Raw genomic sequence first — 19,538 nt, forward strand, 5'->3', positions numbered from 1 at the left:
GGCGGTGTGATGGGCGATATAGTAACCAGCGTTACTATTCGAGGTCAAGGCCGATTCGTCACTCCTGAGCCCATGCAAGGGTAAGCCCTGATCGATCGCTGCGCCACATCGTCATGCTTGTTACCATCAGACCCGTGATGAAGCTCGATGAGTTCTTCCCCTACCGCCTGGCGGTGCTGGCCGAAGCGGTCAGCCGCTCGATGGCGCAGGTCTACGCCGAGCGCTTCGACCTCAGCCGCGATGAGTGGCGCGTGCTGGCCGCGCTGGCCGAGCAGAGCCCGATGAAGACCACCGCGCTGATCGAGCACACGACGATGGACAAGATGCGCACCAGCCGCGCCGTGGCCCGCATGCTCAAGGCCGGCTGGATCGCGCGCGAGGACGACCCCGACGACGGCCGCGGCTACCTGCTCAGCCTGCTGCCCGCCGGACAGGCGCTCTACCGCAAGATCGTGCCGATGGTGCAGGCCCGTGAGGCCTATCTCTTCGAGGGGCTCAGCGACGACGAGAAGGCGCTGCTGCAGCGCGCGCTGGACCAGGTGCTGGAGCGTGCCCGCCAGCTGGCACGCCAGGGCTGATCAGTTCCCGGCCAGCGACATCGACGGCAGCGCCAGTGCCTCGGCCTGGCCGATCACCCGCCCACGCAGCGTGTTGCGTCCGGCGGCCTTGGCCGCGTAGAGCTGGCTGTCGGCCAGCGCCAGCAGGTCCTGGAAGCTGCCGTGGCGCGGATCGAAGTCGGCCGGCTTGCAGGCCACGCCCACGCTGACGGTCGACGGATGGTCGGGGTGGAGCTGCCCGATGTCCTCACGCACGCGCTCGACGATCATCCGGCCCAGCAGCATCACCGCATCGGGCTCGCTGTCGGGCAGCACGCAGGCGAATTCCTCGCCGCCGTAGCGGGCCACCACGTCACTGGTGCGCCGGATGCAGCGGCGCAGCACCTCGGCCACCTGGCGCAAGCGCTGGTCACCGGCCTGGTGGCCGAGCTGGTCGTTCAGGCGCTTGAAGTGGTCGATGTCCACCATCAGCAGGCTCAGTGGCGTGCGGTTGCGCATCGCGCGGCCCCACTCGGCGTCCAGCCGCTCGTCGAAGAAGCGTCGGTTGTGCACGCCGGTCAGGCCATCGATGAACACCATCTGGCGCAGCAGGTCGCTCTGCAGCTTGAGCGTGAGGTGGGTGCGCACCCGCGCCCGCACGATGGCCGGGTGGATGGGCTTGACGATGAAGTCCACCGCGCCGCAGGACAGGCCCTGGGTCTCGGCGTCCGCATCATCGCGGGCGGTGACGAAGATCACCGGCACGCCGCGCGTGGACGGGTGCGCCTGCAGGCGGCGGCAGACCTCGAAGCCGTCAATGCCCGGCATGCCGATGTCCAGCAGCACCAGGTCAGGCTGGCGGCGGGCACACAGCGCCAGCGCCGATTCGCCGTCGGTGGCCACCAGCACCTGGCAGTCCTTGGCAAAGACGGTGTAGAGCGCCTGCACATTGAGCGGCTCGTCGTCCACCACCAGCAGGCAGGGCCGCTGGCCGCCCAGCAGCTCGGGGGGCAGGAAGTCGGCGGCGCCGCTCATGGCGCGGTCTCCAGCAGTGCGGACTCGGCAGCAGCGCAGGGCGCTGCCAGGGCGCTGAGAATCGCCTCCAGCGCCTGCGTGGCCTGGGCGAAATCCAGCCGCGCCATGGCCTGTGCCAGCGGCTTGGCGAGCGCAGCGGGCATGCCCGGCGCCAGCGTCTGCACCTGATGGTGCAGCTCGGTGGCCGCCATGTCGTGCTCGGCCAGGTGTGTCTGCAGGCGCGTCAGCAGCGCCAGCAGCGGCAGCAGGTCGGTCGGCGGCCAGCAGGACGACGCATCGGACACGGGCCTGGCCCGATCCAGCTGGTCCGCCAGGGTGCGCAGCGCCTGGGCCGTGGGCATCAGCCGCGACAGCAGGGCGGCAGGCGCGATCGGCGCGGCGCTGTCCTGCTGGCGCTCGGCCACGGCGGCCGCCTCGGCCAGGGCGGTCGCGCCCAGCATGCCGGCCAGTCCCTTGAGCGAATGCAGCTCGCGCGCCAGGCCCGCGTGGTCGGCCGCCTGCCACAGGTGGTCCAGCCGCTCAGCCAGCTCGGGCACGTCGTCAGCGAACTGGCGGGCCATGCGGGCCCAGACCTCGGTGCGGTGCAGCACGCGCTCCAGCGCGCGGCTCAGGTCGATGTCGGCGGCGCGGGCCTGGCTCAGCATCGCTGGCGACAGCGGGGCCGCGGGGTGGGCCGAGACGCTGTCGTCCTCATCCTCTTCCCAGCCGGTCCAGCGCTGCAGGCAGCGCACCAGGGCATCGAGGTCGAAGGGCTTGCCGACATGGTCGTCCATGCCGGCGGCCAGGGCCTCGGCACGGTCAGCCTCGGCGACGTTGGCGGACATCGCGATGATCGGACGGTGGGCGTGCGCCGGGCGCTGGCGCAGCGCGCGCGTGGCCTCCAGGCCGTCCATCACCGGCATGCGCACATCCATCAGCACCGCGTGGTAATCGGCGCGGTCGGCGAAGTCCAGGGCCTGCTGGCCATCCTCGGCGCAATCGACCAGCGCGCCCTCGTCCTCCAGCAGCTCGCAGGCCACCTGGCGGTTGTTCGCGTTGTCCTCCACCAGCAGGATGCGCATGCCCTTCAGGCGGCGCGGGCCGCCGGCGCGGTCGGGCGCCGGGCGGGCGCCCTCGGTGAGGGTGCGCCAGGCGACCTGGTCGCTGCCGGGCTCGGCCGGCGGCAGCACCAGCTCGAAGTGGAAGCGGCTGCCCTGGCCCGGCGTGCTGTCGAGCTGCAGCGTGCCGCCCATCATCTGGACCAGCTGGCTGCTGATGGCCAGGCCCAGGCCGGTGCCGCCGTAGCGGCGGGTGGTGGAGGTCTCGGCCTGACCGAAGCTGCTGAAGATGCGGGACTGGTGCTCGGGGGCGATGCCGATGCCGGTGTCGGTGACCTCGAAGGCCACGCGCAGCCCGGCGCTGTCCTCACCCACCGCGGTCATGCGCACCGCCACCTCGCCCCGTTCGGTGAACTTGATCGCGTTGCCGCCCAGGTTCATCAGCACCTGCATCAGGCGCATCGCGTCGCCCAGCAGCCAGGCGGGCAGGGTGTCGGCGCCCTCCAGGCGCAGGCGCACCGGGCGTTCGTCGTGCAGCTGTGCGTTCAGCAGCAGCGACAGGTCCTGCAGCAGTTGCTCGGGCCGGAAGGGCTGAGGATCCAGCACCATGCGGCCAGCCTCGATCTTCGAGGCGTCCAGGATGTCATTGAGCAGCGCCAGCAGGGTGCGTGCCGCGCCTTCCGACTTGTCCACGTAATCCAGCTGACGCGTGTTCAGCGCGGTGCGGCGCAGCAGGCGAAGCATGCCCAGCACGGCGTTCAGCGGTGTGCGCACCTCGTGGCTCATGTTGGCCAGGAACTCGCCCTTGACACGGCTGCCGGCCTCGGCGCGCTCACGCGCCTCGACCAGCTCGGTGATGTCGATGCGGAAGCCCACGGTGTGCCCGTCGGGCATGCGCCGCTCGATCACGCGCAACCAGCGGCCGTCGTCGAGCTTCATGACGATCTCGTGGCCGGCCGAGCGGTGGGCGCGCATGCGCTCGGCCACCCACTCGTCCTCGCGACCGATGGCCGCCGCATACTGGCCGCGCTGGGCGCCGCCGCGGATGATCTCCTCGAAGGTCGCGCCCTCGACGATCAGGTCGGACGAGGTGCTGAACATGCGGCGGTAGGGCTCGTTGCACAGCACCAGCCGGTCCTCGGGGTCGTAGAGCACGAAGCCCTCGTCCAGGGTGTCCATCGCGGTGCGCAGCAGGGCCTCGGCGCGCAGCACCTGGGCCTCGCGCTGGCGGCGCTCGGTGATGTCGGCGTAGATCAGCACCAGTCCGCCGTCGGGCATCGGCGCACTGGTCACCTCGTAGCTGCGGCCGCCGCGGTCCAGCTCGAAGGTCTCGCGACGGCGCTCCCGGTGGCGCTGGCAGGCCTGCGCCACACGGGCTTCGATGCGCTCGGCGGTGATGCCGTCGCGCTGACCGGCGTGTCGCACCACGTCCTCCAGCGATCGTCCGGGCTGTTCCAGCCACAGCGGATCGGTCAGCACGGCATCGGCGAAGGCCTGGTTGTGGGTACGCAGCAATCGCTCGGCGTCGAACAGCGCCAGGCCCAGCGGCAGGTGTTCGATCAGGCCGCGCAAGAGCTCGTGGCTGCGCCGCAGGCCGTGCTGCAGTTCGCGCTGGCGGGTGACGTCCTGCACCGCGCCCACCCAGCGCCGGACCTGGCCGTCGTCGTCGGCCATGGCCTCGCCCACGATGCGCAGCCAGCGGGCCTCGCCCGGCGTGTGGTGCAGCGGCAGTTCCAGGTCCCAGCCTGCACCGGTGTCCAGGCCGCGGCGCGCTGCCTGCAGCAGCGCATAGCGCGCCCAGGGCGCGAGGCGGCGCAGCGCCTGGCGCAGGTTCACCGGCTCGTCCAGCGGCAGACCGGCCAGCGCGCGCAGACGATCGGACAGTTCCAGTGCCAGCGGCTGCAGCGTCAGACTCCATCCGCCGACGCCGGCCACGCGGCCCACCTGGTCCAGGAAGCGCCGGCTGTCGCGCAGCGATTGCTCCAGCCGCTTGGCGGCGGTGATGTCGGTGCGGATCGATACCAGCCGCTCCAGCCGCCCATCGGCCCCCATGAAGGGCGCGATGATGCTGTCGACCCAGTACAGGGAGCCGTCCTTGGCGCGGTTGCACACCTCGCCGCGCCAGGGGCGCCCGGCGGTCACCGTGGTCCACAGCGCGCGCCAGAAGGCGGGCGGATGGTGGCCGGCGTTGAGCAGGCGATGGCTCTGGCCCAGCAGTTCCTCGCGCGAGTAGCCGCTGATGCGGCAGAAGGCCTCGTTGACGTCGACCAGCAGGCCCTCGGGGTCGCTGACCGAGACGATCGCGTGTTCGCGGATGGTGTTGAGCAGGCCCTGGTGCTCGCGCATCGCCGCGGCCAGCTGGCGGGCGCTGTCCTTCTGGGCGCTGAGGTCCAGCGTGATCTCGACGAAGCCGTCGACCCGGCCGTCGTCCAGGGTCATCGGCATCAGTTCGGTGTGCACCCACACCAGCCGGCCATCCCGGGTGCGGTTGACCAGCTCCACCTTGCAGGCCACATGGTGGGCGTAGGCGTCCTCCAGTTGGGCCAGCGCCTCGGGTGAACTCTGGCCGCTGCCCAGCAGTTCGGCCGGCGTGCGGCCCAGCGCCTCGGCGGCGCTGTGGCCATACAGGGTCGTGAAGGCCTCATTGACCCAGCGGATGCGGCGGGCGTTGTCGGTCATCATGACCGCGTTGGTGGTGCGTTGCGCCACCATCGACAGGCGGGCGCGCTCCCGGGCGCGCTGCTGCTGTCCGGCGCGTCGCGTCGCATGCATCTGGGTCAGTGCGGCGCCGATCAGCGCCAGCGCCAGGCTGACCAGGCCGCCGCTGAGCGCCAGCTGGCGCAGGCTGCGGTCGGTTTCGGGCGGCAGCGCGGCCGACGCGCGCAGGTCCAGGCGGAAGTCGCGTCCGGCCAGGTTCACGGTGCGGTTGGCGCGCCGCTGGTCGGGATCGGTCCAGGGCGGGCTGCCCCAGCGCAGGCCGTCGCGGCCGGCCAGCAGCTCGCTGAGGGCCACCTGCTGCGGGCCGGGCTCGACCGCCTCCAGCAGTGCGCGAGGATCGATCAGCGCCAGCGCCCATCCCACGGCCTCGACGCGCCGACGTTGCGGATCGGCGCGCGCCTCGGCGCTGGCATACACCGGCAGGCTCAGCCACCAGGCGTGGCGCTGGGGGCCGGCCTGCCAGGTGGGCCCCAGCACCGGCCGGTCCGTGGCCGCGGCACGCTGCAGCGCGTCGTGCTGGGCCGCATCGGCGGCCAGGTCCTGGCCCACCAGCTGGCGTGAGGTGGCCCAGCGGATGGGGTGCGGGCGCCCGGTGTTGGCGGGGCGCGGCGCATAGGCCAGGCCCAGCACGCCGGTGCCGGGCTGGTCGAAACCGCTGAGCGCGACAAAGCGGTCGAACTCGACGTCGCTGACATCGTCGCTGCCCGCCACCAGGCCGCGCAGGGCCTGCAAGGCCGGCAAGGCCTGGTCCAGCTGATGGCGCAAGGCCTGGGGCAGGCGGTCGGCCTCGGCCTGGAACGCGGCCTCGGCCTGCTGGTTCAGCGCGTCGCTGCGCTGGTGCACCACTACCTGCGTGACCCAGCCGCCGGCAGCCAGCAAGGCGCCGGCGACGGCCAGGGCGAGTGGTGAGAGGAACTTCATGGGCGTGACGACAGGGCGCCCGGGCGGACCTCGGCGCCTGAACGATTGTTTCGACTGCCCGACACCGTTACTGAGCCAATAAACCACCCGAAACCGGGGTTTCTCGGTCGCCAGGGTCTTCCCGGGGGGCGTCGCCCAAGCGACATCGGCGCTCGCGGCGGCGCCGCCACAATCGCCGGCCATGGGACGCCTTTACCTCGTGCGCCATGGGCAGGCCTCATTCGGCGCCGACGACTACGACCAACTCAGCGCGCTGGGCGCGGTGCAGTGCCGGCTGCTGGGCGAGCACCTGGCCCGCCACGGTCTGGTCTTCGACCGGGTGCTGACCGGGCGGCTCAAGCGCCACCGCCAGAGCCTGCAGGCCCTGATGGAGGGCTACGCCCGGCCGCTGCCCGAGGCCGACGTGCTGGCCGGCCTGGACGAGTACGACAGCGACGCCGTGGTGCGCGCCATCCACCCGGGCGAGCTGCCGCGGGCCCGCACGCCCGAGCAGGCGCGCCAGCACTTCCGGCTGCTGCGCGAGGGACTGCTGGCCTGGATGGACGGCCGGTCGCAGCCGCAGGGCATGCCCAGCCATGCCGAGTTCCGGGCCGGCGTGGCCGATGCGCTGGCGCGCGCCCGCGAACACCACCAGGGGCACGTGCTGGTGGTGTCCAGCGGCGGGCCGATCTCCACCGCCGTGGGACTGGTGCTGGACGCGCCGCCGGCCAGCGTGGTGGACCTGAACATGCGCCTGCGCAACAGCGCGCTGTGCGAGATGGTGGCGTCGGCCAGTCGCCACAGCCTGTTGAGCTTCAACACCCTGCCTCATCTGGACACGCCGGCGCTGGCCAGCCACATCACCTACGCCTGAGCCACCCGGTGGGCCAGCGGCCGCGGCACCGGCGCGCGGCTGGCGATGTAGCCGCCGGTCTCCAGCGCCCAGCCTTCGGTGGCCTGGGCGGTGGGATGCAACTGCACCACGGTGCCGCCCGGGCCGCCGCCCAGGCCGCTGCGCGCCGCGCGCGCCACCAGCGCTTCGGCCTGGGCGGCGTCCAGGTGGCGGGCAAAGCGCTGCCAGCGGCGCAGCAGGGCGCCGTCGCGCCAGGCGTCTTCCAGGCGCTGGCGCAGACGCAGCGGGTCGCGCTCACGCACAGCGTCCCAGGCGCGCGGCAGCAGGCTGTGGAAGACCAGCTGGAAATCGCGCCGCACTTCGCCGGCCGGCAGCAACTCGGCCAGACGCTGGCTGGCGGCGGCGTAGCCCGGCTGCAGCAGCAGCCGCGTGACCAGCGCCTGCAAGCCCTGGATCGGGTTGAGCAGGCGCAGCCGGTTGGGCGGCAGCATCAGCAGTGGCAGGCTGGCGGCCACCTCGTGCGGCAGCGGCGTGACAAAGCTCATCAGCACCGCCATCCGGGCCCACTCGGCCGCCGTCAGGCCGTCGGCCATGCCGCCCGGGCGCTGCTCGGCCAGCACGGCCATCAGCCGGGCCTCGTCCCAGCGCAGGTCGGCCTTGGCCTGGTTGGCACGCAGGCTGATCACCGCCAGGTTGCCAGCCGCGTAGCCGGCACCGTTGTGCACGCGGTCGACCGAGGCGTCGGTGTCGGCGCCGCTGGCGTGGGTGAACGCGGTGCGGGTGACCGGGCAGACGGCCGTGTCGATCTGTGCCAGGTAGTGGGGCGTGACCTGCACACCCTCGAAACTGCGGCCGCGGCGCCAGGCCTGCACGCGCAGTTGCAGCCACTTGCGCACATGGCGGCTGGCGGGGCGGCTGGCGCGCGGCGCGCGCTGCCCGGTGCTGGCGAGGCCGGCCTCCCAGCCCTGGCGCAGCGGGCAGCCACCCCCCAGGTGTTCAGCCGGCGGCACCAGGCCGTGGCGGGCGAAGTCCCAGCCCAGCTCGAAGCCGGTGCGCTCCGGGCTGTCCGGCTCGGGCAGGGGCAGGGCGCCGCCGCGGGGCAGCTCGGGCTCGTCGTCGAAGGCGAGGGCAAGGGCAACCTGGGCCATGGGAAACTCCGTGTGTCGGGTGGGGCACCCGGCGCCACGCCCGGTGCATGGAACGCAGTCTGGGTTGCGACAGGCTCAGGACGTGAGCCAGTGGATCCTGGGCCCCCGCGGATTTCTCCGGTGTGGCGGTTATGCTCCAGGCTCACGCCATGAGCTTCACACCTGCTACGGAGGCCCTCTGGACCGCACCGAACGCTTCTACCGGATCGAGCTGCTGATCAAGTCGCGCGGCGGCGTCAGCTTCGACGACCTGCTGACCGAGCTGGAGGTCTCGCCCGCCACGCTCAAGCGCGACCTGCAGTACCTGCGCGAACGCATGGACGCGCCCATCGTCTACGACCGCTTCGACAACCGCTACCGCTTCGAGGCCGGCGGCAGCGCGGCCGCCCCAGCGCCGGCGCACCAGCTGCCCGGCGTGTGGTTCAGCGAGGCCGAGATCCACGCGCTGCTGACCATGCACCAGCTGATCGAGGGCCTGGACGCCGGTGGCGTGCTGGGCCGCCACCTGCAGCCCTTGCTGGACAAGCTGCACGGCATGCTGGGCGCAAGCGAGGGCGAGGCGCGCGAGCTGATGCGCCGGGTGCGCATCGCCAGCCCGGCGCGCCGGCCGGTGCCCAGCCGCTGGTTCGAGCGGGTGGGCAGCGCGCTGCTCAAGCGCCAGCGCATCGACATGCGCTACTTCACCCGCGGCAAGGGCAGCGAGTCGCAGCGGGTGGTGTCGCCGCAACGCCTGATCCACTACCGCAACACCTGGTACCTGGACGCCTGGTGCCACCGCAGCGAGGGCCTGCGCCGCTTCGCGCTGGACGCGGTGCGCGAACTGCATGTGCTCGAGGACCAGCGCGCCCGCGACGTGGCGATGAAGACGGTGGAGGCCGAGCTGGATGGCGGCTACGGCATCTTCAGCGGCAAGGCCACGCAGACCGCCACGCTGCGCTTTGACGCCGAGGCCGCGCAGTGGGTGGCGCACGAGGAGTGGCACCCCGAGCAGCAGCTCAAACCGCTGCCCGATGGCGGCCTGGAGATGCGCCTGCCCTATGCCGACGCCACCGAGCTGGCGATGGACATCCTGCGCCACGGCCCGCATGTGCGGGTACTGGCGCCGGCCGCGCTGGCACGCCAGGTGGCTGATCAACTGCGCGGCGCCGCGCAGCAGTACGCATGAGCCCGCCGAGCCGCCTCCAGGGCGAATTCCGGAGTGCGCAGCACGAAGGTGCTCCAGTGAGCGCGCTGGCGCAGATGCTGCTGCGGGTGGACGCGCTGCTGGTGCAGGGCGGGCGCCGGCTGCTGGGCCTGGCGGCCCCACCGGGCGCCGGCAAATCCACGCTGGCGGCGTCGGTGGCCGCCGCACGCCCGGGGCAGGTGCAGGTGCTGCCGATGGACGGCTTCCACCTGGCGCAAGCCGAGCTGCAGCGCCTGGGCCGCGCTGACCGCAAGGGCGCACCGGACACCTTCGATGTGGGCGGCTTCGTCGCCCTGCTGCAGCGCCTGCGCACCCAGCGACCGGGTGATGCCACCGTGTGGGCGCCGGCCTTCCGACGCGAGATCGAGGAGCCGGTGGCCGGCGCGATCGCGGTGGAGGCCGCCACGCCGCTGCTGCTGGTCGAGGGCAACTACCTGCTGCACGACGCCGATGGCTGGTCCGCGGTGGCGCCGCTGCTGGATGAGTGTGGCTACCTCCATGTCGACGACGCGCTGCGTGTGCCACGGCTGATCGCCCGCCACGTGGCCCATGGCCGCTCGCCCGAGGCGGCAGGTGAGTGGGTGGGGCGCAGCGACGAGGCCAATGCCGCACTGGTCCAGGCGTCGCGCCCGCGCGCCCACTGGGTGCTGGAGGGCGACTGATGGGCGACGACCTGCTGCGCGTGCGCGCCGAGTTCGCGCGCCTGCAGAGCCAACTGGCCCGCCGTGGTCTCACGCTGCGGCCACCACCCCCGGAGCCGACCAGCTGCTGCGGGCGGGGCTGCAACGGCTGTGTGTGGGAAGGCTTCTATGCCGCGGCGGGGTACTGGGTCGAGCAGGCCCAGGCCTGCCTGGGTGAGGCCGCTTCGCCCTAAGATCCTGTGACAAATCCGGGGAGTCTCAACATGCGTCGTTTCGCGCAATCCGCGCCCGCACTGATCCTTGTCGCCGCCCTGATGTCGGGCTGTGCCAGCCATTACCTGGCGGCCGCCGAGTCCGAACAGCAGGCCGCCGATGACCTGCGTCGCGCTGGCGCCGGCGCCACCACTGCCGCCAGCGACGCCCAGTCCCGCGCCAACCGCAGCCGCCAGGCGGCGCGGTGCCAGGATGCCCTGGCATGTACGCTCGACGTGATCGGCCAGGTCGTGTTGAGCGTGTTCCTCGGGGATGTGGACGGGCGTTGAGCGGCCATCGGCCCGGGCACGGCGCAAGGGTCCAATGCACGACGTGAAGGCATGAAGGTCACGGTCATCAGCGACACCCATGGCGACCACGCCGCTCTGGGCGCCTTGTCGGGCGACGTCCTGATCCACTGCGGTGATGTCTGCCTGGGAAGCCACCGTGCGCCGCAGGTGCTGGATGACCTGGACGCCTGGTTCGGGCGCCAGGCCTTCCGGCACATCCTGTTCACCGGCGGCAACCATGATGATCTGGTCGAGCAACGGCGCCTGCGAGGGCAACGCGTCTTCCGGCACGCCACCTGCCTCGAGGACGAGGGCGTGGAGATCGACGGCTTCAGGTTCTACGGCGCGCCCTGGGTGCCCGAACTGACCGAGTGGGCCCACTACCTGACCGATGACGAACTGGACCGCGCGTGGCGCAGGATCCCGGCGGACGTGGACGTGCTGATCACCCATACACCGCCGCGGGGCGTGCTCGACACCAACTCGCGCGGCAAGGCCTGTGGCTGCCCGTCGCTGGCCAGGCGGGTGGCGGAGGTTCGACCCCAGGTGCATTGCTTCGGCCATGTCCACGCCAGCGCGGGCACGCAATTGCTGGATGGGACGCTGTACATCAACGCGTCGGTGGTCAACAGCCGCTACCGGGTGGTGCGTTCCCCTGTCAGCATCGAGCTCCAGCGCCCTCGACCGCGCACCTGATCCCGGCCAGCCGAGGCGGCGCCTCAGGCTCAGCCGGCCGCCTCGACCACCATCTGCACCCGCTGCTGGCCCTGGAACTCGTCCAGGCTGAGGCGGTAGGCCAGGCGCACCGTGTCGCCCACCGGTTCGGCGTGGCCAAACCAGATCGCGTCGCGCAGCTGGCCGCCGTGGCGCACCCGCAGCTTCAGGTGCTTCTCGCCCACCAGGCGCTGGTTGACCACCTGCACCTGGTCGCAGAACAGCGGCGCCTCGAAGCCCTGGCCCCAGACCGCGGCGTCCAGGCGCTGCACCGTCTCGGCGTTGAAGTACTCCAGCGGCAGCGGGCCGTCGGTGGTGATGGTGCGGGTCAGCGCGTCGGGCGGCAGCCACTCGGCGGCGATGGCGCGCAGCGCGGCGTCGAAGCGGGCCACCGCGGCTTCATCCGCCAGCGTGCAGCCGGCGGCCATGGCGTGGCCGCCGAAGCGCAGCAGCAGGCCGGCCTCGCGTTTGCTGACCAGGTCCAGCGCGTCACGCAGGTGAAAGCCCGGGATCGAGCGCCCCGAGCCCTTGAGTGCGCCGTCCTGACCACGCGCGAAGACAAAGGTGGGGCGGTGCAGCCGGTCCTTCAGGCGACCGGCGACGATGCCCACCACGCCCTCGTGGAAGCCGGGGTCGAACAGCACCATCGCCGCGGGCGGCGTGCCCTGCGGCATGCGGTCCTCCAACAGCAGCTCGGCCTGTTCGCGCATACCGGACTCCACCTCGCGCCGCTCGCGGTTGATCGCGTCGAGCTGGCGCGCCAGCTCGTCGGCGCGGCCGGGGTCGTCGGTCAGCAGGCACTCGATGCCCAGGGTCATGTCGGACAGGCGTCCGGCGGCGTTGATGCGCGGGCCCAGCGCAAAACCGAAGTCGAAGGCGCTGGCACGCTCGGGGCGGCGGGCCGCGGCGCTGAACAACGCGGCCACGCCGGGCTGCATCTGGCCGCGGCGGATGCGTTTGAGGCCCTGGGCCACCAGGCGGCGGTTGTTGTCGTCCAGGCGCACCACGTCGGCCACCGTGCCCAGGGCCACCAGGTCGAGCAGGCTGTCCAGGCGCGGCTGGTTCGCGGCGTCAAAGGCGCCGCGCGCGCGCCGCTCGGCGCGCAGCGCCAGCAGCACGTAGAACATCACGCCCACACCCGCCAGCGCCTTGCTGGCAAACGCACAGCCCGGCTGGTTGGGGTTGACCACGGCCTCGGCGGGCGGCACCACCGGCTGGCCGTCGACCACCGCGGGCAGGTGGTGGTCGGTCACCAGCACCCTCAGGCCGCGCGCCTGCGCATGGGCCACGCCGGCCAGGCTGGCGATGCCGTTGTCCACGGTCAGCAGCCAGTCCGGCCGGTGCTGCTCGATCGCTAGGTCGACGATGGCCGGGGTCAGGCCGTAGCCGTGCACCGCGCGGTCGGGCACCACGTAGCGCAGTTGCGCGGGCTGGGCGCCCAGCAGCGCCAGGCCGCGCAGCGCCACGGCGCAGGCGGTGGCGCCGTCGCAGTCGTAGTCGGCCACCACGCACAGGCGCTGGCCCTGCTCGATTGCGTCGGCCAGCAGGCGGGCGGCGTCGGTGGTGCCCTTCATCGTGGCGGGTGGCAGCAGCTGGGTCAGGGTGTCGTCCAGCGCGGCGGCGTCGCGGATGCCACGGCCGGCGAACAGGCGCGCCAGCAGCGGATGCTGGCCCTGCTGCTCCAGGGCCCAGGCGGCGCGCGGGTCGACCTCGCGGGTGACGATGCGGGGGCCGTGCATCACAGCGCCCCCAGCAGCTCGGCCAGGTCCAGCGGACCGGCCGGCCACAGGCGCCACCAGGGGCGCGGCGGCGCGGCGCTGCCATCGAGCTGCAGCGCGCAGCGCTCGCCGCACAGCCACAGCTGCAGGGGCTCGCCGGCACGCACACGGCGCTCCGCCTCGGCCAGCGGGCCGGCGTCCAGCGTCCGCCAGGCGTCGGCCCAGGCGGTCCAGTCCTCGGCCAGCGCGGGGCCGCGCAGGCGATCGTCGACCTGCAGGTTCGCTGCGGCCGGGGGCGTTGGTGCGGCGCCGGTGCCGCTCAACCAGAAGGAGTTGACCGGCCGCTGGCGGCGCGCCTCGCGGGCCTCGTTCAGCGGGTGGCGGTGCAGCAACATCTGCACCTCGGCCTGCAGGCGGCGCAGCGGACGGTCCAGCGGATGCGTGTTCAGCCACAGGTCGACGTTGCGTCCCACCACGCGGTCCAGCGACGCGCTGGGCAGCTGGGCCAGGCTGGGGTGGGTCACGTACCAGCGGCTGGGGGCGCCCCAGTGCAGGCGCCAGCCGTCGTCCTCGAACAGGGGACGCACGGCGTCGAACAGCGTGCGCGAGTCGGCCTCGTCCAGGCCCAGCTCGGCCGGGTCGGTCAGCGAGACCTGCTCGGTGCCCACATGCCAGTGCGTGGGGCTGAGCAGCGCCCAGCCGCTGCCGGTGTCGGCAGGCAGGCCATCGGCCCGCGCGCCGTGGGCGGCCAGCGGCAGCAGGCCATCGGCCACCGCGGGCCAACCCAGGGCCTGGGCGATGGCGCGTTCGTGGGGCGTGTTCAGGCTCAGCTCGTCGCCATCATGGCGCGTGCGGCGGCAGCGCGACAGCAGGGACTGCAGGTGGGGGAGGGTGAGGGCACCGGCCGCCTGATGGGCGGCGGGAGACAGCGAGGAGGCGAAGGGAAGCACGAGGTGCATCGCCGGATTATCCGGTCACGGTAGCATGCGCGGATGTTCTCGCCCGGGTCTGCCCCGTTCGAGTGGCAGGTCGGCTGGCGCTACACCCGCGCCGGACGGGCCGGCCGCCGCAACGGCTTCATCTCCTTCATCTCCTTCGTCTCGGTCGTCGGCATCGCGCTGGGCGTGGCGGCGCTGATCATCGTGCTGTCGGTGATGAACGGCTTCCAGAAGGAGGTGCGCGACCGCATGCTGGCCGCGATCGCCCACATCGAGGTGCACTCGGCCGATGGCGCCGCGCTGCCCGACTGGCCCGCGCTGGCCGCGCAGGCCACGGCCGAGCCGGGCGTGCGGGCCGCGGCGCCCTTCGTGGCGGTGCAGTCGCTGCTGGCGCGTGGCGAGCTGATGCGCGGCGCCGTGGTGCGCGGCGTGCTGCCCGAGCAGGAAGCGCGGATCACCGAGCTGGCCGCCGGCCTGGCGCGCGATGGCACGCTGGCCCAACTGCAGCCGGGCGCCTGGCGCATCATGCTGGGCGGCGAGCTGGCGCGTGCGCTGGGCGTGCGGGTGGGGGACCCGGTCACGCTGATCGCGCCGGGCGGGCAGGTCACGCCGGCGGGCGTCACGCCGCGGCTGAAGCAGTTCACCGTGGCGGGCATCTTCAGCGTCGGCCACTACGAGTACGACAGCGCGCTGGCCCTGATCCACCTGGACGACGCCGCGCGCCTGTACCGCACCGACGGCGCCACCGGCCTGCAGCTGCGCCTGGACGACGTGCAGCAGGCGCGGCGCATCGGCGCGGCGCTGGCCGAACGCCTGGGCCCCGGCGTGCTGGTGCGCGACTGGACCCGCACCAACGCCGCCTGGTACGACGCGGTGCAGATCGAGAAGCGCATGATGGGCATCATCCTGACGCTGATCGTCGCGGTGGCTGCCTTCAACCTGGTGTCCACGCTGGTGATGACGGTGACCGACAAGCGCGCCGACATCGCCATCCTGCGCACGCTGGGCGCCAGCCCGCGCTCGGTGATGGGCATCTTCGTGGTGCAGGGCGCCACGGCCGGCGTGATCGGCACGCTCAGCGGCGTGCTGCTGGGCCTGCTGGTGGCCTTCAACGTGGGGTCGATCGTCGGCGCCATCGAGCGGCTGCTGGGCGTGGCCTTCCTGCCGGGCAGCATCTACGTGATCACGCGCATGCCCAGCCAGCCGCTGGCGTCCGACATCGTGCCGATCGCGCTGATCTCGCTGGCGCTGGCCTTCCTGGCCACGCTCTACCCCAGCTGGCGCGCCAGCCGCATCAACCCCGCCGAGGCGCTGCGCTATGAGTGAGTGGGTGCTGGAAGCCCGCGGCCTGGGCAAGCGTTTCACCGAAGGCCCGCTGGACGTGAGCGTGCTGCGCGCCGTGGACCTGAGCCTGCGCGCGGGCGAGACCGTGGCCATCGTTGGCGCCTCGGGCTCGGGCAAGAGCACGCTGCTGCACCTGCTGGGCGGGCTGGACGCGCCCAGCAGCGGCCAGGTGCGGCTGATGGGCCAGGACCTGGGCGCGATGGGCGCCGCGGCGCAGGGCGCGTGGCGCAACCGCCACCTGGGCTTCGTCTACCAGTTCCACCACCTGCTGCCGGAATTCACCGCGCTGGAGAACGTGGCGATGCCGCTGCGCATCCGCCGCGAGCCGGCCGAGCAGGCCCTGGCCCGCGCCCGCGAGGCGCTGGCCGAGGTGGGCCTTTCCGAGCGCGTGGCGCACCGGCCATCGGAGCTGTCGGGCGGCGAGCGCCAGCGCGTGGCGCTGGCCCGCGCGCTGGTCAGCCAGCCGGCCTGCGTGCTGGCCGACGAGCCCACCGGCAACCTCGACCGCGACACCGCCGAGCGCGTCTTCACGCTGATGCTCGACCGCGCCCGCGAGCGCGGCATCGCCTTCGTGCTGGTCACCCACGACCCGGCGCTGGCCGCGCGCTGCCAGCGTCAGCTGCGCCTGCAGGACGGCGTGCTGGCCTGAGGGCGCTGACGTCGATGTGGATCGACACCCACTGCCACCTCGACGCGCCGGAGTTCGACGCCGATCGCGAGGCGGTGGTGGCGCGGGCCCTGGCCGCGGGTGTGTCGATGCAGGTGCTGCCCGCGGTGGAGGTGGCGAACTTCGAGGCCGTGCGCCGCCTGGCGCACCAGCATGGCCTGGTCTACGCGCTGGGGATCCATCCGCTCTATGTGGACCGCGCCGCGGACGAGGACCTGGACCGCCTGCAACAGGCCCTGCTCACCCACCGCGACGACCCGCGGCTGGTGGCGGTGGGCGAGATCGGCCTGGACCACTTCGTGCCCGGGCTGGACCGCGACCGGCAGCAGCGCTTCTACACGGCGCAGCTGAAGCTGGCGCGCGAGGCCGGCCTGCCGGTGATCCTGCATGTGCGGCGCAGCGCCGATGGCCTGCTGGCGGGCCTGCGGCGCATCGCAGTGAGCGGCGGCATCGCGCATGCGTTCAACGGCAGCCACCAGCAGGCCGCGGTGTTCGCCAGCCTGGGCTTCGCGCTGGGCTTTGGCGGGGCGATGAGCTTCGAGCGCGCGCTCAACATCCGTGCCATCGCCGCGGCCGTCGACGCGCACGTGCCGGTGCTGGAGACCGACGCGCCGGACATTCCCCCGCAGTGGCTCTACCGCACGGCGGCCCAGCGCGCGGCCGGCCTGACCAGCCGGAACGAGCCGGCCGAGCTGCCGCGCATCGCTGCCGAGCTGGCCGCGTTGCGCGGCTGGACGCTGGCCGAGACTGCCGAGCGGTGTGCCGCCAATGCCCGCCGGGTGATACCCCGGCTGGCGCCAGGGTGACAGGTTCGGGATGGGCAGGCACCGACCTCGCGGGGACACTGCCGGCCATCCATCCGTCTTGAAGGGCACGATCATGCTGTTTCGCTCGCTCCTCGCCGCTGCTGCGGCCTGCCTGATGGCCACCACGGCCGCCACGGCCGCCGCTGCCGGCCCTGGCGACCTGCGTTATGAGCTGCGCACGCACGCGGTGGATGCCAGTGTCGCGGCAGCCGCCCGGGGCGGCCAGGTGATCAGTGCCGACGGGGCGCCCTGGGTGCGCCTGCTGTTCAAGCGGCTGGATCTGCAACCCGGCGTGACGCTGCGCATCACCTCGCTGCAGGACGGCGCGCAGCAGAACCTCACGGCCCGCAGCGCGCGTGACTGGCGGCAGACCTCGGCCTACTTCAATGGCGCCGCGGTGCGGGTGGAGCTGATCGGCACCCGGCCGGGCCAGCGCAACCGTGTCGAGATCGCGCAGATCATGGTCGGACAGGCGCAGCCTGAAAGCCAGTGTGGTCCCACCGACGACCGCGTGGCGTCGAATGCCGCCAACCGGGCGCGGCTGCTGAACGTGGGCTGCACCGCCAACATGATGGCCAATGGCTGCTTCATCACCGCGGGGCATTGCCTCAGCACCGCGTCGCTGGTGAACGTGGTCGAGTTCAACGTGCCGCCGTCCAACAGCAACGGCTCGCTGAACCATCCGCCGCCGTCCAGCCAGTACGTGCCCACCGCCAACCGCCAGTTCACCAATGGCGGCATCGGCAACGACTGGGGCGTGTTCACCGTCAGCCCCAACAGCGAGACCGGCCTGACCCCGCTGCAGGCCCAGGGTCCCGGCCTGCCGCTGGCCACCACCGTACCCAGCGTCGGTCAGTCCGTCGAGATCACCGGCTACGGCGTGGACACCGGGGCCGCCAACCAGACCCAGCAGGTGCACAGCGGCGCGATCACCTCGGTCAGCACCACGCTCAACCGGCTGCAGTACAAGGTGGACACCACCGGCGGCAACAGTGGCTCGGCGGTGCTGCAAGGGGGTGAGGTCGTCGCCATCCACACCCACGCCGGTTGCAACACCGACGGCACCGGTGCCAACCAGGGCACGCTGTTCACCCACCCGGGCTTCCAGGCTGGCTACGCCGCGGTCTGTGGCGGCACCACGCCGCCCACCTGTGGCGATGTCGTCAAGCTCAAGGCCAGCTGCACCGCCGGCAAGCTGGTGGCCACGCTGCTGCTGGCCGATGACACGCACGCGGGCCAGACCGTGACGATGACGGTCGATGGCGCGGCCTTTGACGTGCCGATCTCGGCCAACAAGGCCAAGCTGGTGCGCAAGGGCCAGGCCAGCGGCAACCATGTGGTGACCCTGACCGAGCCGGCCAGCTGCGGCATCAGCAAGACCGTCGCCTGCCCCTGAGGCCCGGCCACCGCCCCGGGCGCCTGGGGCGCTGAGGGCGGCGGGCTTCACGCACCAGACATCGGGGTCGCCGCGCCTGCGGCGAGAATCGGCGGGTGCTGGTCGGTCTGCCCCCTGTCGTGTCCCCCGCCACCCGCTTGCTGCTGCTGGGCAGCTTTCCGGGGCAGGCGTCGCTGCGTGCGGGCCAGTACTACGCGCATCCGCGCAACCAGTTCTGGCCGCTGCTCAGTGCGCTGCTGGGCGAAGACCTGACGGCGCTGGACTACCCGCTGCGGCTGGAGCGCCTGCGCCAGCGCGGCCTCGGCCTGTGGGATGTCTATGCGGCCTGCGAGCGCGAAGGCAGCCTGGACAGCGCCATTCGCCAGCCCCGACCCAACGACCTGGCCGCGCTGGTGGCCGGTCTGCCCGCCTTGCGCGGCATCGCCCACAATGGCAGCGAGTCCGCCCGCAGCATGCGCGTGACCGGGGCGCTGGGCGTGCCGGTGTGGCGGCTGCCGTCCACCAGCCCGGCCCATGCCAGCTGGTCCTTTGAACGCAAGCGCGACGCCTGGGCCGACGCCCTGACCGCCTGCCAGGTGATCCCATGAGCCGCAAGACAAGCTCCCAGCCGATGGTCGGCGCCACGATGTCCGAAAGCGACGGTGTGCGCTACCTGCACCTCGACTCGATCTGGATCCAGGGGGCCATGCGCATCGCCCGGCCCAACCAGCCCGAGCTGGAGTACATCCAGCGCATGCTGGCCTGGCTGCTCTGGCGGCCCAGCGAGGAGGCCACCGAGGGCCACGCCGTGCAACTGGGCCTGGGGGCCGCGGCGCTGACCAAGTTCAGCCACAAGGTGCTGCGCATGCGCACCACCGCGGTGGAGCTGAACCCCACGGTCATCCACGCCTGCCGGATGTGGTTCCGGCTGGGGGACGACGACCGCCTGCTGCAGGTGGTGCAGGACGATGCAGCCCGCTGGGTGCACGACCCGGCCCATCGCCACTGCGCCCAGGTGCTCAATGTCGACCTCTATGACCACGAGGCCGCGGCGCCGGTGCTGGATGACGAGGCCTTCTACAACGCCTGCCGCGATGTGCTGGACGAGGGCGGGCTGATGACCGTCAACCTGTTCGGTCGCGACAGCAGCTTTGCCCGCAGCGCCGGCCTGGTGGCCCGGGCCTTTGGTCTGGACCAGGTCTGGAGCCTGCGGCCCACCCGCGAGGGCAACACCGTGCTGGTCGCCGCCCGCGGCGTGCAGGTGCCCGACCGCGAGACGCTGACCCGCCGCGCCGAGCAGATCGAGGAACGCTTCGGCCTGCCGGCGCGCAAATGGCTGCGCATGGTGCGCCCGCTGGATCCCGCCCAACTGCTAAGCTGAAA

Annotated in this window: 18 protein-coding genes; 13 read left to right on the plus strand and 5 right to left on the minus strand. The window is 72.5% G+C overall.

All coding sequences use genetic code 11. The features are described 5' to 3' along the window. The first annotated feature begins 137 nt into the window (after positions 1–137). On the plus strand, positions 138–578 hold the full coding sequence (locus tag KAK03_RS05665; protein ID WP_210852203.1) for a MarR family winged helix-turn-helix transcriptional regulator: 441 nt from the start codon (positions 138–140) through the stop codon (positions 576–578). On the opposite strand, the gene KAK03_RS05670 is transcribed toward KAK03_RS05665, so the two are convergent. Both KAK03_RS05670 and KAK03_RS05675 read right to left on the minus strand, forming a co-directional pair. Further along, a complete protein-coding gene (locus KAK03_RS05670; protein WP_210852204.1) occupies positions 579–1,571 on the minus strand; it encodes a diguanylate cyclase in 993 nt (330 codons plus the stop codon). Beyond that, positions 1,568–6,247 carry a PAS-domain containing protein gene (locus KAK03_RS05675; RefSeq protein WP_210852205.1) on the minus strand — a complete coding sequence of 1,560 codons (4,680 nt, stop codon included), beginning with the start codon at positions 6,245–6,247 and terminating at the stop codon, positions 1,568–1,570. Before KAK03_RS05675 ends, KAK03_RS05670 begins: the two co-directional genes overlap by 4 nt. Positions 6,248–6,428: 181 nt before the next feature. On the opposite strand from KAK03_RS05675, the gene KAK03_RS05680 reads away from it, so the two are divergent. Then, complete coding sequence (locus KAK03_RS05680) at positions 6,429–7,100, plus strand: histidine phosphatase family protein (RefSeq protein ID WP_210852206.1); 672 nt, start codon at positions 6,429–6,431, stop codon at positions 7,098–7,100. On the opposite strand, the gene KAK03_RS05685 is transcribed toward KAK03_RS05680, so the two are convergent. Next, a complete protein-coding gene (locus KAK03_RS05685) occupies positions 7,091–8,227 on the minus strand; it encodes a hypothetical protein (RefSeq protein WP_210852207.1) in 1,137 nt (378 codons plus the stop codon). The genes KAK03_RS05680 and KAK03_RS05685 overlap by 10 nt on opposite strands. An 82-nt stretch (positions 8,228–8,309) precedes the next feature. Between KAK03_RS05685 and KAK03_RS05690 the strand changes: the two genes are divergently transcribed. The 5 genes from KAK03_RS05690 (at position 8,310) to KAK03_RS05710 (ending at position 11,289) form a co-directional block, all read left to right on the plus strand. Continuing rightward, positions 8,310–9,392, plus strand: coding sequence for a helix-turn-helix transcriptional regulator (locus tag KAK03_RS05690; protein ID WP_310738486.1), 1,083 nt, complete (start codon positions 8,310–8,312; stop codon positions 9,390–9,392). Between the two features lie 74 nt (positions 9,393–9,466). After that, positions 9,467–10,072, plus strand: a complete 606-nt coding sequence (locus tag KAK03_RS05695; RefSeq protein ID WP_210852281.1) for a nucleoside/nucleotide kinase family protein — start codon at positions 9,467–9,469, stop codon at positions 10,070–10,072. Then, complete coding sequence (locus KAK03_RS05700; protein ID WP_210852208.1) at positions 10,072–10,284, plus strand: oxidoreductase-like domain-containing protein; 213 nt, start codon at positions 10,072–10,074, stop codon at positions 10,282–10,284. The genes KAK03_RS05695 and KAK03_RS05700 overlap by 1 nt, the downstream gene beginning before the upstream one ends. A gap of 30 nt (positions 10,285–10,314) precedes the next feature. Continuing rightward, entirely contained in the window at positions 10,315–10,593 is a 279-nt protein-coding gene (locus tag KAK03_RS05705; protein ID WP_210852209.1) for a hypothetical protein, read from the plus strand. A 51-nt stretch (positions 10,594–10,644) separates the two neighbouring features. Next, positions 10,645–11,289, plus strand: coding sequence for a metallophosphoesterase family protein (locus KAK03_RS05710; RefSeq protein ID WP_210852210.1), 645 nt, complete (start codon positions 10,645–10,647; stop codon positions 11,287–11,289). A gap of 29 nt (positions 11,290–11,318) precedes the next feature. On the opposite strand, the gene recJ is transcribed toward KAK03_RS05710, so the two are convergent. Both recJ and KAK03_RS05720 read right to left on the minus strand, forming a co-directional pair. Then, complete coding sequence (recJ, locus tag KAK03_RS05715; RefSeq protein ID WP_210852211.1) at positions 11,319–13,046, minus strand: single-stranded-DNA-specific exonuclease RecJ; 1,728 nt, start codon at positions 13,044–13,046, stop codon at positions 11,319–11,321. Further along, a complete protein-coding gene (locus KAK03_RS05720) occupies positions 13,046–13,984 on the minus strand; it encodes a hypothetical protein (protein ID WP_210852212.1) in 939 nt (312 codons plus the stop codon). Before KAK03_RS05720 ends, recJ begins: the two co-directional genes overlap by 1 nt. Positions 13,985–14,017: 33 nt before the next feature. On the opposite strand from KAK03_RS05720, the gene KAK03_RS05725 reads away from it, so the two are divergent. The 6 genes from KAK03_RS05725 to KAK03_RS05750 all read left to right on the plus strand — a co-directional run bounded on the left by KAK03_RS05725 (position 14,018) and on the right by KAK03_RS05750 (position 19,536). Further along, a complete protein-coding gene (locus KAK03_RS05725; RefSeq protein WP_210852213.1) occupies positions 14,018–15,289 on the plus strand; it encodes a lipoprotein-releasing ABC transporter permease subunit in 1,272 nt (423 codons plus the stop codon). Further along, positions 15,282–15,956, plus strand: a complete 675-nt coding sequence (gene lolD, locus KAK03_RS05730; protein ID WP_210852214.1) for a lipoprotein-releasing ABC transporter ATP-binding protein LolD — start codon at positions 15,282–15,284, stop codon at positions 15,954–15,956. Before KAK03_RS05725 ends, lolD begins: the two co-directional genes overlap by 8 nt. A gap of 14 nt (positions 15,957–15,970) precedes the next feature. Next, positions 15,971–16,780, plus strand: coding sequence for a TatD family hydrolase (locus KAK03_RS05735; protein WP_210852215.1), 810 nt, complete (start codon positions 15,971–15,973; stop codon positions 16,778–16,780). A gap of 73 nt (positions 16,781–16,853) precedes the next feature. Continuing rightward, on the plus strand, positions 16,854–18,176 hold the full coding sequence (locus KAK03_RS05740) for a trypsin-like serine peptidase (protein WP_210852216.1): 1,323 nt from the start codon (positions 16,854–16,856) through the stop codon (positions 18,174–18,176). 95 nt (positions 18,177–18,271) lie between these two features. After that, complete coding sequence (locus tag KAK03_RS05745) at positions 18,272–18,763, plus strand: DNA-deoxyinosine glycosylase (protein ID WP_210852217.1); 492 nt, start codon at positions 18,272–18,274, stop codon at positions 18,761–18,763. Then, positions 18,760–19,536: a class I SAM-dependent methyltransferase gene (locus KAK03_RS05750; RefSeq protein WP_210852218.1), complete on the plus strand. Its 777-nt coding sequence runs from the start codon at positions 18,760–18,762 to the stop codon at positions 19,534–19,536. The genes KAK03_RS05745 and KAK03_RS05750 overlap by 4 nt, the downstream gene beginning before the upstream one ends. Positions 19,537–19,538 lie beyond the last annotated feature (2 nt).

It is taken from the genome of Ideonella alba (assembly GCF_018069845.1).
GTDB lineage: Bacteria > Pseudomonadota > Gammaproteobacteria > Burkholderiales > Burkholderiaceae_C > Ideonella > Ideonella alba.